This is a genomic window from Rathayibacter sp. PhB186, from assembly GCF_003751825.1.
Classification (GTDB): Bacteria; Actinomycetota; Actinomycetes; order Actinomycetales; family Microbacteriaceae; genus Rathayibacter; species Rathayibacter festucae.
On record NZ_RJKO01000008.1, the window covers coordinates 114,170 to 127,761 of the forward strand.

The window sequence follows — 13,592 nt, forward strand, 5'->3', positions numbered from 1 at the left end:
GTGGTGGATCTCGATACGCCCGCGGCGCGGGCTAGTCGATCAGCAGGGCGGTCCCGCGGGGCGCCCCACCCGCACCCGCTGTCAAGCGCCGGGCCGCGCGTCCGCCGGTGCCCTACTCTCGGAGCCCATGAGCGCCTATCCGCCGCCGGCCCCCGCCCGCCCCTCGATCGTCCCGACGGTGCTGGGCGCGATCGGCGTCGCGCTGCTGGGGGTCCTGCTGCTGCTGGTCCTCGCCTACGTCGTCTCCGGGCTCGGCGCGACCGCGGCCGGGATCTGCGCGGTCGTCGCCCTGGTGCCGCTGCTGATCGTGCTGGCCGGCGTCCGCTGGGTCGACCGCTGGGAGCCCGAAGCGCCGCTCGGCCTCTGGTTCGCCTTCCTCTGGGGAGCGGCCGGCTCGGTGGCCATCTCGCTGCTGGTCGACCTCGGTGTGCAGATCGCGGTCTACGCCTCCGGTGCGCAGCCGAGCGAGTCGGACTTCGTCGGCGCCGTGATCCAGGCGCCGATCGTCGAGGAGTCGGCGAAGGGCCTCGGCGTCCTGCTGATCCTGCTGATCTGGCGCCGCAGCTTCGACGGACCGGTCGACGGCATCGTCTACGCGGCGGTCGTCGCCTCCGGCTTCGCCTTCGTCGAGAACATCCTGTACTTCGGCAGCGCGCTGGTGGAGGGCGGTCTCGGCTCGCTCGCCGTCACGTTCTTCCTCCGCGGCGTGCTCTCGCCCTTCGCGCACGTGCTCTTCACCTCCTGCACCGGCGCGGCGCTCGGGTTCGCGATGAGCCGCCCGCCGGCCGCGCGCCTGCCGATCGCGCTCCTGGGACTCGCGCTCGCGGCGTTCCTGCACGCGCTCTGGAACGGCTCGTCCTTCCTCGTCGCCGACTGGTTCGGCTTCTACGGCGTCGTGCAGGTGCCGCTGTTCGTGGTCGCGGTCGTCGTCGTCACGCTGCTGCGCAGGCAGGAGCGGCGGGTCACGCTCGAGCGTCTGGGCGACTATGCGGCCGCGGGCTGGCTCTCGCCGACCGAGGTGCGGATGATCGGCACCGCCGAGGGTCGTCGCACCGCCGCGCGCTGGGCCCGGGTGGCCGGGGGCGACCGGCCCCGGGCGATGCGCGGCTTCATCCGCTCCGCGACGAGGCTCGCGCACGTGCGCCAGCAGCAGCTCGCCGGCCGCGGCGGTCGAGCGGCCGCCGTCGACGAGCGCGTGCTGCTCGACGAGCTCGTCGCCCGCCGCGCGGCGCTCACCGGCGGCTGAGCGGTCCGGACCGGGGGATCAGCGGGCCGCGGGGTCCGCGAGAGGACAGGAGCAGGACATGGCGCCCACCATCCAGGTCGCGACCGGCGACGGCAGGACGCTCGTCGTCCACGACAGCGGCGACGAGGGGCGGCCGCTGCTCTGGCAGCACGGCTCCCCGCAGACCGGCGCCCTGCTCGTCCCGGTGCTCGAGGCCGCCCGCGCGCGCGGACTCCGTCTCCTCTCCTACGCCCGCCCCGGCTACGGCGGTTCGACCGCGCGGCCGGGCCGCGACGTCGCCTCCGCGGCGGAGGACGTCCGCGCCGTGCTCGACGCGCTGGGCCTCGACCGGATCCTCACCGCGGGCGCCTCGGGCGGCGGCCCGCACGCCCTGGCCTGCGCCGCACTGCTCGGCGACAGGGTCGACGGCGTCGCCGTCCTCGCCTCACCCGCCCCGGACGACGGCGACCCCGTCTGGTTCGACGGCATGGCCGCTCCGGGCGGCCTCGCGTCGGCGCGCGACGGCCGCGAGGCGCGCGCCCGCTTCGCCGAGACCGACGAGTTCGACCCCGAGTCGTTCGTGGCGGCCGACTACGCGGCCCTCGAGGAGGAGTGGGCGGCCCTCGGCGAGGACGTCGCGCGCTCGGAGCAGTGGGGTGACGGCGGCCTGATCGACGACGACGTCGCCTTCGCCGCGCCGTGGGGAGTCGACCTCGCGGCGATCCGCTGCCCGGTCGTCCTCGTCCAGGGCGGCCTCGACCGCGTGATCCCGGCGCACCACGCCCGACGGCTCCGGGCGCTGCTCCCGACCGCCCGGCTGATCGAGCACCCCGGCGACGGCCACGTCTCGGTGCTGCGCCGGCTGCCAGAGGCGCTCGGCCGCCTGATCGCCGTCCGCTGACGCCGCCCTCAGCTGACGCCGCTCTCCGCAGTCGAGCGCGCCGATCAGCGCGGCTGCACCGCCGCGACCTCCGCGACAGGCGCCGCCTCGACGCCGCGCCCCTCCGCGAGGCGACGCCGCAGATCGACGACGGCGACGACCCCCGAGGCGAGAGCGAGGACCGCCACGGCCGGCGCGACCAGGTCGATCGCCGCCTCCAGCCCGAGCGCCGTCGCCACGGCCCCGGCCGCGACGGCCGTGATCGCCTGGACCAGGTAGCTCAGGAGGTACACGGCCGAGATCATCGAGCCGCGGTGCTCGGCCGGAGCCGCCTGCCCGACCAGCGCGAGCCCGCCGGAGAAGCTGAGCGAGTAGCCGACGCCGCCGACGATCATGAAGGCGACGAACAGCACGAGCGAGCCGCTGGCCGCCGTCCACTCCATCAGCGCGAGCCCGGCGATCGCGACCACGGCGCCGACGATGATCGCGAGGTGCGCGTGCACGCGCTGGATCGCCAGGGCGGTGAGCCCGATCACGATCGACGACAGCGCGAGCACCGAGCCGATCACGAGCAGGTCGGTCGTGCCGGTCAGCTCCCGGGCCATCTGGGCGCCGAGGGAGAGCACGAGGGCGCCGACCGCGTAGGCGACCGAGACGGCGAGGGTCGCGCCGGCGTACGCCCGTCGGAGGCCGACCGGCACGGAGGGGAGATGCGGCCGCCAGCGGGCGCCCGCGACCGGGCGGTCGTCGCGGCCGAGCGCCAGCAGGACGAGGGTGACCGCCCCGACCAGCGCCAGGACCCAGTAGCTCAGCTGCAGCGGCAGCGGCGCGTACTGCGCGAGCGCGCCCGAGAGCAGCAGCGAGAGGGTGAGCCCCGCGGCGGTCGACACGGTCGTGAGCGAGGAGGGCAGGCGCGGGTTCGCGGACACGTTGTCGTCCACGAGGGAGGCGCTCGCCGCGCTGAGCGCCAGCGCGGTCCCGACGCCCTGCATCGCCCGGCCGACGTAGAGGAGCGCGACGCCGTCCGCGAGCGAGAACACGACCGCCGAGACCGCGATCAGCGCGATGCCCAGCAGCATCGTCCGCCGCCGCCCGATCACGTCGGACAGTCCGCCGACCAGGAGCAGCGCGAGCAGCAGCGCGACGGGGTAGGCGCCGACGACGGAGGTGATGACGACGGGGGAGAGGCCCCACTCCTGGGCGTAGCTCGGGTAGAGCACGGAGGGGGCGCCGCTGGACCAGAGGCAGAGCGCCAGCACGAGCGTCGAGACCCAGAAGGCACCTCGCCGCCCGAAGCGCACGGGAGGGCGGACGAGGGTGCTGGGAGTCGGCATGGAGGTCACGCTAGTGCCCTGGCTTGGAATGTCCAAGCGAGGTCGAGCCGGGTTAGTCTCGGTGAGTGCCCACCGCCCGCAGCCCCGTCGACGTCGACGACGACCGGGCCGAGCGCTGCTCGGTCGCCCGGTCGCTCGAGCTGCTCGGCGAGCGCTGGAGCCTCTTGATCGTCCGCGAGGCGCTGCGCGGGGCGAGCACCTACTCCGAGTTCCGCGAGCGGCTCGGGGTGCCGAGCGACGTGCTCTCGGCGCGGCTGCGGACCCTGACCGAGGCGGGCGTCTTCGAGAAGGTGCCCTACCGGCCGGAGGGCTCGCGGGAGCGCTCGCGCTACGAGCTGACCGAGCAGGGCCGTGCGCTCAAGCTCGTCCTCGTCGCGCTCGCCCAGTGGGGCGACGAGAACCGCCCGGCCCCGCACGGCGCGGCCTCGCTCGCCTCCGATGCGGACTCGGGCGAGCGTCTCGAGCTCGCCTTCGTCGACCCGGAGGGGCGTCGGTCGTCGATCGACCGCGTCCGCATCGTGCCGGGCCCTGCCGCGCGCACGACCTGGGAGAGTCTCTGAGCCGAGGTCGGCGGACCCGAGGCCGGCGCCTCCCGCGGGAGACGGCCGACCTTGAGTCCGAGCGGCCTCAGTCGGCGCGAAGCACCCGGCGCTCGCCGGCGGTCACCGCGACGCCGAGGCGGTTCTGCGCGGGCGGCAGCGGGCAGTTGTAGTGCGGCGAGAAGCCGCACGGCGGGATGTAGGCGCGATTGAAGTCGAGCAGCACCGGGCCGGGCGTCCCGGCGTCGGCCGCTCCGCCCAGACGCTGCACCACGAGGAACCGGCCGACCGGGTAGCTCTTCAGCTCCGGGTCGTCACTGCGGTTGGTCGGGTCGCCGAACGGGACGAGCAGTGTGCCGCCGTCGTCGAACGCGGCGACCGTGTACTCGTGCGCCCGCCCGTCGTCGACGAGCGAGAAGGTGATGTCGCCGGGCACGACGAGGTCGCGCGTCGCCCCGTTGTCGCGGAGGTGCTCGAACGGGATGGTGCGCGCGTCGTCGACCGGCTCGAACCAGGCCTCGAGCACCCAGGCGGCGTCGAAGGGGAAGGTCTCGATCGCGTCGAACGAGCGGATGCCCTCGGAGGCCGCGTCCCAGACGCGGTAGCCGTACTCCTCCTCGCCGGTGTCCAGGCTCGCGCGGCGCATGCGCGTGAGGGTCGCGGTCGGCCCGTAGCCGGCCAGCGCGGCCTCGTCGTCGACGCGCTCGCCCGGCTCGAGCCAGCGGGTCTCGACCAGGGCGAGGTCGCCGCGCGGGCCGGTGACCCGCTCGGCACGGCGCGCGAGCCACGACTCCCAGCCGGCGCGGGCCGACTCGGTGGTGTCGATCGAGGCGCGGGAGGGGGCGGTGACAGTGCTGCTCGTCGAAGGCATGCACCGTGCAACGCGGGGGCGGCCGCTTCTCTTCCCGAGCGGGCCCGACGAGATCGGCGCCGGAGAACGCCCGTTAAAGACCTCGACGCCCTGCGGCAGCGGCAGGGCCGGCTGCTCTGACGGGGCGTCGAGCTCTTCTTGGAGGACAGCATGCGCCTCTCGGCGGCCGCCCGCAAGAGGGCGGCGCCGTTCGCCCACGGCGAGGCGCGAGAAGCCCCGTCGCGCCGGTCGGCGCCCGAGCGGTCGTTAGACTGGACCGCCTGTTTTCGACGGTCCCCGGAGCGCAACCGCCTCCCGCCCGAGACCGCGGAACCGGCACGGAAGGGCGCACGATGACGGACAGCGACACGATCCTCGAGTCCGAGCTCTCGCGTGAGCGCGCGTACGTGGCGGGGCTCTACGCCCGCCTCGACGAGCTGATCGCGCAGTCCAGGGAGGCGCTCGACTCGGTCCGGATCGAGAGCGTCGGGGGCAACCACCAGAGCCGGTCCGAGCGCGACGCGTTCGCGCGCCTCTACGAGGACCGCATCCGCTCGCTCTCGGGCGCCGACGACCGGCTCGCCTTCGGCCGGCTCACCCTCGCCGACGCCGAGACGGAGCACCGCTACATCGGCCGCATCGGCCTCCGCGACGACGAGCAGGACACCCTGCTGCTCGACTGGCGCGCTCCCCAGTCGGCCGCCTTCTACCAGGCCACCGCCGCCCGCCCGATGGGCACCCGCGCCCGCCGGCACCTGACCCTCCGCGGCCGCGAGGTGATCCGCTTCGAGGACGAGGTCTTCGACGAGGAGCTGCTCCGCGAGGGCACGGCGCTCCAGGGCGAGGGCGCCCTGATGGCGGCTCTCGGCGCCCAGCGCACCGGGCGGATGCACGACATCGTCGCGACCATCCAGAGCGAGCAGGACCGCATCATCCGCTCCGAGCTGCGCGGCGTGCTCGTCGTGCAGGGCGGCCCCGGCACGGGCAAGACCGCCGTGGCGCTTCACCGCGCCGCCTACCTCCTCTACTCGCACCGCGACCGCATCGCCTCCTCCGGGGTGCTCGTCGTCGGGCCGTCGCGCTCCTTCCTGCGCTACATCGAGGCGGTGCTGCCCTCCCTCGGCGAGACCGGCGTCGTGCTCTCCACCCTCGGCCAGCTCTACCCGGGTCTCGACCTGATCGAGGAGGACCGCCCGGCGGTCGCCCGGGTCAAGGGCTCCGCGCGGATGGCCGAGCTGCTCAAGCGCGCCGTCCGCTCGCGCCAGGCCGTGCCGGCCGAGACGCTGGTCCTCGACGTCAACGGCGAGAAGCTGCGGCTCGAGCCGCACGAGGTGGAGCGGGCGATCACCCGCGCCCGCGACTCCCGCAAGCCGCACAACGAGGCCCGCGTCACCTTCGTCAAGGCGATGATCACGCAGCTGACCCGCCAGCTCGCCGACCAGCTGCGCAGCCACGGCAACACGGTCGACGAGGCCGACGAGGCCGTCCTCCGCGAGGACGTCCGCACCGCGTACGACGTCCGCGTCGCCCTCAACACCGCGTGGATCCCGCTCACCCCGGAGAAGCTGCTGCAGGACCTCTACGCCCGGCCGAACTGGTTCGCCTCGCTCACCCCGCGCTGGACTCCCGAGCAGCGCGCCCTGCTGCGCCGCGACCGCGACGCCGCCTTCACCGTCTCCGACGTGCCGCTGCTCGACGAGGCGGCCGAGCTCCTCGGCGCCTACGACGACCACGCCGACGCGCAGAAGAAGGCCGAGAAGGAGCAGCGCCGCCGGGACGTCGAGAACGCCGAGGCCGCGATCCGCAACATGGGCGTCGACGGGATGGTCAACGCCAAGGACCTCGCGGCGGGCTTCGCCGAGCGCACCAGCGTCGGCACCACCGCCGAGCGCGCGGCGGCCGACCGCTCCTGGACCTACGGCCACGTCGTGGTCGACGAGGCGCAGGAGCTCTCGCCGATGCAGTGGCGGGTGCTGCTGCGCCGCTGCCCGATGCGCTCCTTCACCATCGTCGGCGACGTCGCCCAGGCGTCCGGAGCCTCGGCCGCGTCCAGCTGGGACGCCGCGCTCCGCGACACCTTCGGCCGCCAGGGCCGCGACGGCGAGGCGGCTCCGTGGCGCCTCGAGGAGCTGACCGTCAACTACCGCACGCCCGCGCAGATCGTCGCCTACGCCGAGCGCACCGCACGCGAGAACGGACTCGAGATCACCCCGGGCGAGGCGGTGCGCTCCACGGAGTGGCCGGTCCGCACCGTGCGCGACCGCGGCGACGCCGTGCTCGCCGACCGGGTGCTCGCCGTCGTCCTGGAGGACCGCGCGATCGGGGACGGCACGCTCGCCGTGATCGCGCCCGACGACGAGCTCGACGCGATCACCGCGCGGCTGGAGCAGGAGCTCGGCCGCGAGGTCGGCCGCGGCTCCCGCGGTCTCGACCGGCCGGTCGCCGTGCTCTCGACGGCCGACGCGAAGGGGCTCGAGTTCGACTCCGTCGTGATCGCCCGGCCGCGGCTGATCGCGGCGGAGGAGCGCGGCGCCGCCTCGCTGTACGTCGCGATGACCCGGCCGACGCAGCGCCTCACCCTGGTGGAGTGAGCCGGTCCGGAGTGGAGGCCGGCAGGGATCGAGCGTCCAGGGCGGCCCTCCTAGGATGGAGAGCATGAGCAGCGAGAACCTGACCAAGCCCGAGCTCGACGCCCCCGACGGCCCGGCCCCCGACACCCTCGTCGTCGAGGACCTCGTCATCGGCGACGGCGCCGAGGCCCAGCCCGGCTCCACCGTCGACGTGCACTACCTCGGCGTCGAGTACGACACCGGCGAGGAGTTCGACTCCTCCTGGAGCCGCAACCAGTCGATCAACTTCCCCCTCAACAACCTCATCCGCGCCTGGCAGCAGGGCATCCCCGGCATGAAGGTCGGCGGCCGTCGCAAGCTGATCTGCCCGCCCGCCCTCGCCTACGGCCCCGCCGGCGGAGGCCACCCCCTCTCCGGCAAGACCCTCATCTTCGTGATCGATCTCCTCGGCACGAAGTAGCCCTCTGGTCGAGCAGCCCTGCAGGGGCGCCTGCCTCATGTTGGTCGAGTAGCCCCGCAGGGGCGTACCGAGACCCACCGTCGTCAGCAGGGCGGTCTGCAGGCGTGTCCTAGGGCGCGCGTGGATCTCGATACGCCCGCTTCGCGGGCTACTCGATCAGCATGACCGTCGCCCACCGACGAGGTGGTCTTCCCACAGTGACCCACCCGCAAGCACCGAAGGCGCAGCCCCCGTTCACCGGGGTCTGCGCCTTCGTCGTTCCCCGCAGCCGCCCCTCAGCGCGGCTGCGCCCTCTTCACACGATCGACCAGCTCGCGCCAGGCCCCGTCGAGCTCCGTCTCACCGAGCCGCACCGTGTGCGTCTGCACCCGGATCTCGTAGACGAAGCGATCTGGCCGCCCGGCAGGAGCCGCCGCGGCGCGCGGCCGGTCGTCCCAGTCGAGCGAGCCGATCAGAGCGTGCCAGGCGCCCTCGTCCGGCTGCTGATCGACATCGATCCGCCAGACCCGGCGGAGCCCGGCGAAGCCGCCACTGCGCGACACGATCACATCCATGGCCGCGATCGTACGCGCCCGCCCCCGCAGCATGCTGGTCGAGCAGCCCGCGCGACGGCCCCCCATGCTGATCGAGTAGCCCGCGCAGCGGGCGTATCGAGATCCACCACCGCCGAGAGGCGAGTCTGCAGACCGGACTGCTGACGGTGGTGGGTCTCGATACGCCCCTGCGGGGCTCCTCGACCAGCAGGGGGAGGCCGCTACTCCGGCAGCGCGACCCCCACCGTCGTCCAGCCGGTGCGGACCGCCGCCTCGACCTCGGAGCCGGCGCCGAAGCGCTCGGCCGCCGCGGTCACGGTGAGCGCCGCGAAGCCCTCGAAGTCCGCCGTCGCCGTCAGCACGCCGCCGGTCAGCACGTCGTACCAGACCTGCCCCGCGCGCTCCCACGAGGGACCGCCGAGCTCGAGCGCCGCGACCGCGAAGGCGCGGTTGGGGATGCCGGAGTTGATGTGCACGCCGCCGTTGTCGTCCTCGGTGTCGACGTAGTCGGCCATCGAGCCGGGCTGCGGGTCCTTCCCGAGCACGTCGTCGTCGTAGGCGGTGCCCGGCGCGATCATCGAGCGCAGCGCGGTGCCCTGCACCTCGTCGGTGAAGAGGCCCTCGCCGATCAGCCAGCTCGCGTCCTCCGCGCTCTGGCCGGCGCCGAACTGCTCGAGCATCGCGCCGAACACGTCCGAGATCGACTCGTTGAGCGCCCCCGACTGCCCGCGGTAGACCAGGTTGGCGGTGTACTCGGTGATCCCGTGCGCCAACTCGTGGCCGATCACGCTCTGCGAGACCGTGAACCGGCGGAAGACCTGCCCGTCGCCGTCGCCGAAGACCATCCGCGAGCCGTCCCAGAAGGCGTTGTCGTAGTCCTCGCCGAAGTGCACCGTCGCGTCCAGCGGCAGCCAGGCGTCGTCGATCGAGTCGCGGCCGAAGGCCTGCTGCAGGAACTCGGACATCGCGCCGAGCCCGTCGTAGGCCTCGTCCGCCGCGGCGTCGCCGGTGGCGGGAGCGCCCTCGGTGCGCACGACGGTGCCGGGCAGGGTCTCGGTCGACTGCGCGTCCGAGATGGTCCGCTGGAGGGCGGCGACCCGCTCCGCGCGGGGGACCGGCGACGCGGTGGCGGTCGAGCGACCGGGGGAGGGCTCGCCCGGCCGGACGCGACGGAAGGGCACGTCCTGCTCGAGCGAGCGGCTGGCCGCCCGCGCGGCCCGGGCGAACGCCGGGTCGTCGAGTCGGGCGATGCGGACGAGGAGATACGGCGGCACGACTGTTCTGCTCATGGCCCGATCCTCGCACCCACCCCCGACACGGTCGCGGGCTCGCCGCTCGCGGCCCGATGCGGTAGCGGGGCGCCGCGCGCTAGCCTGGCGAGCGACGAGCGGCATCCACGGACCGGGGCGCACCCGAGGACTTGAGGCGGACATGGGCATCATCACGCGGGGCTTCTTCGGCAAGCGCGAGCAGAACCCGGACATCCCGCCGGGCCAGTACCTGGAGAAGGGCTTCCCCGTCCTCTCGATCGGGCCGACCCCGAACATCCACGAGTGGGCCTTCTCGATCGACGCCGGCCCCGCCGGGGTGCGCCGCTGGACGGCGGACGAGTTCGCCGCGCTGCCCCGCGAGGACATCCACACCGACCTCCACTGCGTCACGCGCTGGTCCAAGCTCGCGACGAACTGGCGCGGCGTCTCGGTCGACCTCCTGCTCGACGGCATCGAGAGCGACGCCGGCTTCGTGATGGCGCAGAGCTACGGCGGCTACACGACCAACCTGCCGCTCTCCGAGATCCGCGACGGCAAGGCCTGGATCGCGACCGAGTTCGAGGGTGCGCCGCTCGCGGCCGAGCACGGCGGCCCCGCGCGGCTGCTCGTGCCGCACCTCTACCTCTGGAAGAGCGCGAAGTGGGTCCGCAGCCTCCGCCTCATGCCCGGCGACGAACCCGGCTTCTGGGAGCAGAACGGCTACCACATGCACGGCGATCCCTGGAAGGAGGAGCGCTACTGGTGATCTGGACGGAGGCGGTGACCGAATCGGTCCTGCCGCTCACTCCGACCTCGCGCCTCATCGCGCTCCGCGTCCCCGGCTGGCCCGGGCACCTCGCCGGGCAGCACCTCGACGTGCGGCTGACCGCGCCCGACGGCTACCAGGCCAGCCGCTCCTATTCCATCGGCGCGCCCTCCGACGGCGACCGCGTCGAGCTGGCCGTCGAGCGCCTCGACGACGGCGAGGTCTCGCCGTATCTGGTCGAGGGACTGGAGGCGGGTGACCGCCTCGAGGTGCGCGGTCCGATCGGCGGCTGGTTCGTCTGGCGTCCCGAGCAGACCGAGCCGGTGCAGCTGATCGCCGGCGGCAGCGGGCTGGTCCCGCTGATGGCGATGGCCCGCGAGCACGGCCGCGTCGGGAGCGCCGCCCCGATGCGCCTGCTCTACTCCGTGCGCTCCAGCGTCTTCGCCTACTACCGCGACGACCTGCGCGCACTCGGCGAGCTGCCCGCCGACCGCGGCGGCGTCGAGACCGAGCTCGTGTACACCCGCGTCGCCCCGCCCGGCGCCGCTCGTCCCGCGGGCCGGCTCACCCCCGAGCTGCTGGCCGCCACGGCGATCCCCGCCTCCGAGGAGCCGACGGTCTACGTCTGCGGCCCCACCGCCTTCGTCGAGGCCGTCGCCACTGCCCTGGTCGCCCAGGGCCACGACCCCGCCCGAGTCCGCACCGAGCGCTTCGGCGGCCCGTAGCCCCTGCACCTCCCGCGAGATGCCACTTGTGCACGCGACACGCCGTGAAAAGCGTGCACAACTGGCATCTCGCGGAAAGCGTCCGCGGCGCTGTCCCCCTTCCGCGAGATGCCACTTATGAGCACGACACGCCCTGGAAAGCGTGCACAAGTGGCATCTCGCGGAGGGGAAGGAGCCGCGGCTACTCGAAGGAGACGGTGCGGTTCTCGCCGATGTCGGGCTGGCCGCCGGTGACGGCCGCCTTGGCGACCTTGAAGAGCACGACGGGGGCGGGGGAGTCGGTCACCCAGAGCTCGACGGTCTCGGCCGAGACGCGCAGCAGCGCGACGGTCGGGTCGTCCTTGCCGTCGGGGAACCAGGCCGAGATCGAGGGCGACCACAGCTCGTCCACCTTGGCGGGGTCGTGCACGACGGTCGCCGAGCCGGCCACCGAGAGGTAGCCCTTCTTCGACTCGAACGCGACGTTCACGCTCGGGTTGGCGCGGATGTCGTCGACCTTCGCCGACGGGTCCTGGGTGAAGAACCAGAGGTCGCCGTCGAAGTCGACGTCCTGCGCGGCGAGCGGCCGGCTGACGAGCTGCCCGGTCTCGTTGACGGTGGTGAGGAGTCCGATCTTCGCGCTCTTCACGATCTCGGTGATCTGAGCGCGGTCGTCGTCCGTGGCGGGGGTGATGGTGGTGTCGGTCATGCTGCCGACGCTACGCGGAAGCACGGCCGCCGCAAGGGGTGGCGAGCGCGCCGACGGCCTGGCTAGCGTCGAGGGATGGACACCACCACGTACACGGCCATGCTCGACAGCGGCGCGGAGCAGGAGAGCATCCGCCTCGAACTCATCGACGGCTCCCCTCAGCGCTCCCTCACCCGCGTCGCCGACATCGACGGCGAGGAGGTCGAGGTCGTCTGGGAGCTGGACGGCGAGATCGACGGCTTCCACGTCTACCGCCCCGTCCGCGTCGAGGGACGCGACGACGACAGCGGCGAGGTCTCCGACGACCTCACCGACGGCAACGCCGCCGGCGCCTACGCGGGCGAGTAGCCCCTCGACCGCGTCGCACGCCCGTCCAGCGGGGTGCGACGCGGTCGTCCCTCCCCGTGCCTCAGGCCACCGGGTGCAGCGCGTCGTAGCGCCGGAAGCCCGGGCTGAGCCGCAGCACCGCCGCCAGGATCAGGACGATCGCCAGTCCGCCGGCCAGCGGCGGCAGCCAGAGCAGTGCGAGCGAGGCGAGCAGCCCCGTGTAGAGGTCGCCGACCCGCGGTCCGCCCGTCACCACCACGATGAAGACGCCCTGCAGCCGCCCGCGCATGTTGTCGGGCACCGCGGTCTGCAGCATCGTCTGCCGGAAGATCGAGCTGACGTTGTCGGCCGCACCGGCTCCCGCGAGCGCGACCGACGCCGCCGCGATCAGGCCGAGGTTCGGCTCGGAGGCGTCGTGCGCCGTCAGCTCCGCGACCAGCAGCACCGCGCCGAAGCCGAGGATCAGCGCTCCGTAGGCCTGGATCGACCGGCTGATCGCGAGCCCCTGATGCCGCACCCCGATCAGCCGCCCCGAGAAGACGCTGCTCAGCAGCGCCCCGACCGCGTACGCCGCAGTGAGGAAGCCGACCGTCACCGCACCGCCGCCCAGCAGCAGTGCCGCCGCCGCCGGGAAGACGACCCGCGGCTGCCCGAACGTCATCGCCACGATGTCGACGAGGAAGGACAGCCGGATGTTCGGCGCCCCGCGGAGGAACCGCAGCCCGTAGCGCAGCGACTCCAGCCCCGGCCGCTGCCGCTCGCCCTCGGGCACCAGCGCGGGCAGCCCGGCGATGCCGAGGAACGCCGCGAGGAAGAGCACCACGTCGATCGTGTAGGTCACCGCGAAGCCGGAGGAGGCGACCAGCACGCCCGCGAGAGCCGGCCCGACCGTCACCTCCACGCCGCCCGCGATCCCGCCGAGCGCCGCCGCCGCCGGCACCAGCTCGAGCCGCAGCAGCCGCGGCGCCACCGTCATCCGGGTCGCGCCGATGATGGTCGTCGCCACGGCGTTGACCGCCGTCAGGGCGTAGAGCGTGAGCGGGGTCTCCGCGCCGAACCAGGCGAGCGCCGCGATCGCCGCGGTCGAACCCCAGGCGACGATCGCGGAGAGCAGCAGCACCAGCCGCCGGTCGAAGGCGTCGGCGAGCATGCCGCCGTACAAGCCGGCGATCACGGTCGGCACCAGCGCCACCACGCCGACCATCGCGACGGCGAGCGTCGATCCGGTCAGCTCGTAGATGTGCAGGCCGACGGCGACGATCGTCATCTGCCCGCCGATGCCGGAGATCACGTTGCCCGCCCAGAGGCGGGCGAAGGCGGGGGACTCGCGGAGGGGGGAGAGGTCGACGACATGGCTGCGCCGGGGCGCGGAGGGGGGCTGGCTCACCCGCTCCATTCTCGTGCCTGCCCGCAGGGTCCGCGCGGAGGCGACGGCGGCGGTGCTG

Annotated in this window: 14 protein-coding genes; 8 read left to right on the forward strand and 6 right to left on the reverse strand. The window is 73.8% G+C overall.

Annotated elements, in window-relative coordinates; genetic code table 11:
- The first annotated feature begins 127 nt into the window (after positions 1-127).
- Together EDF45_RS17465 and EDF45_RS17470 are read left to right on the forward strand one after the other, a co-directional pair.
- Positions 128-1,246 carry a PrsW family intramembrane metalloprotease gene (locus EDF45_RS17465; RefSeq protein ID WP_123737219.1) on the forward strand — a complete coding sequence of 373 codons (1,119 nt, stop codon included), beginning with the start codon at positions 128-130 and terminating at the stop codon, positions 1,244-1,246.
- A gap of 58 nt (positions 1,247-1,304) precedes the next feature.
- Positions 1,305-2,126, forward strand: coding sequence for an alpha/beta fold hydrolase (locus tag EDF45_RS17470; protein ID WP_123737218.1), 822 nt, complete (start codon positions 1,305-1,307; stop codon positions 2,124-2,126).
- A 44-nt stretch (positions 2,127-2,170) separates the two neighbouring features.
- On the opposite strand, the gene EDF45_RS17475 is transcribed toward EDF45_RS17470, so the two are convergent.
- Positions 2,171-3,439: an MFS transporter gene (locus EDF45_RS17475; protein WP_123737217.1), complete on the reverse strand. Its 1,269-nt coding sequence runs from the start codon at positions 3,437-3,439 to the stop codon at positions 2,171-2,173.
- 65 nt (positions 3,440-3,504) lie between these two features.
- Between EDF45_RS17475 and EDF45_RS17480 the strand changes: the two genes are divergently transcribed.
- Positions 3,505-3,999: a helix-turn-helix domain-containing protein gene (locus EDF45_RS17480; protein ID WP_123737216.1), complete on the forward strand. Its 495-nt coding sequence runs from the start codon at positions 3,505-3,507 to the stop codon at positions 3,997-3,999.
- A gap of 67 nt (positions 4,000-4,066) precedes the next feature.
- On the opposite strand, the gene EDF45_RS17485 is transcribed toward EDF45_RS17480, so the two are convergent.
- The gene (locus tag EDF45_RS17485) at positions 4,067-4,849 is read right to left on the reverse strand and encodes a DUF1684 domain-containing protein (RefSeq protein ID WP_123737215.1); all 783 of its coding nucleotides are present in this window, start codon (positions 4,847-4,849) and stop codon (positions 4,067-4,069) included.
- A 332-nt stretch (positions 4,850-5,181) separates the two neighbouring features.
- On the opposite strand from EDF45_RS17485, the gene EDF45_RS17490 reads away from it, so the two are divergent.
- Both EDF45_RS17490 and EDF45_RS17495 read left to right on the forward strand, forming a co-directional pair.
- Positions 5,182-7,419 carry a UvrD-helicase domain-containing protein gene (locus EDF45_RS17490; RefSeq protein ID WP_123737214.1) on the forward strand — a complete coding sequence of 746 codons (2,238 nt, stop codon included), beginning with the start codon at positions 5,182-5,184 and terminating at the stop codon, positions 7,417-7,419.
- Positions 7,420-7,483: 64 nt separating this feature from the next.
- Positions 7,484-7,858 (forward strand): FKBP-type peptidyl-prolyl cis-trans isomerase, encoded by a 375-nt coding sequence (locus tag EDF45_RS17495; protein ID WP_123447904.1) that lies wholly within the window; start codon positions 7,484-7,486, stop codon positions 7,856-7,858.
- Positions 7,859-8,133: 275 nt separating this feature from the next.
- Here EDF45_RS17495 and EDF45_RS17500 read toward each other — a convergent pair whose 3' ends face one another.
- Entirely contained in the window at positions 8,134-8,412 is a 279-nt protein-coding gene (locus EDF45_RS17500; protein ID WP_123704992.1) for a protealysin inhibitor emfourin, read from the reverse strand.
- Between the two features lie 200 nt (positions 8,413-8,612).
- Positions 8,613-9,680, reverse strand: a complete 1,068-nt coding sequence (locus EDF45_RS17505; RefSeq protein WP_123737213.1) for a M4 family metallopeptidase — start codon at positions 9,678-9,680, stop codon at positions 8,613-8,615.
- Positions 9,681-9,822: 142 nt separating this feature from the next.
- Here EDF45_RS17505 and EDF45_RS17510 point away from each other — a divergent pair, with 142 nt between their 5' ends.
- On the forward strand, positions 9,823-10,407 hold the full coding sequence (locus EDF45_RS17510) for a molybdopterin-dependent oxidoreductase (RefSeq protein ID WP_123447901.1): 585 nt from the start codon (positions 9,823-9,825) through the stop codon (positions 10,405-10,407).
- A complete protein-coding gene (locus EDF45_RS17515; RefSeq protein ID WP_260312261.1) occupies positions 10,404-11,132 on the forward strand; it encodes a ferredoxin reductase in 729 nt (242 codons plus the stop codon). Before EDF45_RS17510 ends, EDF45_RS17515 begins: the two co-directional genes overlap by 4 nt.
- A 181-nt stretch (positions 11,133-11,313) precedes the next feature.
- Here the strand turns inward: EDF45_RS17515 and EDF45_RS17520 are convergent, their stop codons facing one another.
- Positions 11,314-11,820: a pyridoxamine 5'-phosphate oxidase family protein gene (locus EDF45_RS17520; protein WP_123737212.1), complete on the reverse strand. Its 507-nt coding sequence runs from the start codon at positions 11,818-11,820 to the stop codon at positions 11,314-11,316.
- 75 nt (positions 11,821-11,895) lie between these two features.
- Here EDF45_RS17520 and EDF45_RS17525 point away from each other — a divergent pair, with 75 nt between their 5' ends.
- The gene (locus EDF45_RS17525) at positions 11,896-12,168 is read left to right on the forward strand and encodes a hypothetical protein (protein WP_123704987.1); all 273 of its coding nucleotides are present in this window, start codon (positions 11,896-11,898) and stop codon (positions 12,166-12,168) included.
- Between the two features lie 61 nt (positions 12,169-12,229).
- On the opposite strand, the gene EDF45_RS17530 is transcribed toward EDF45_RS17525, so the two are convergent.
- Positions 12,230-13,543 (reverse strand): MFS transporter, encoded by a 1,314-nt coding sequence (locus tag EDF45_RS17530; RefSeq protein ID WP_123737211.1) that lies wholly within the window; start codon positions 13,541-13,543, stop codon positions 12,230-12,232.
- Positions 13,544-13,592: the final 49 nt, after the last annotated feature.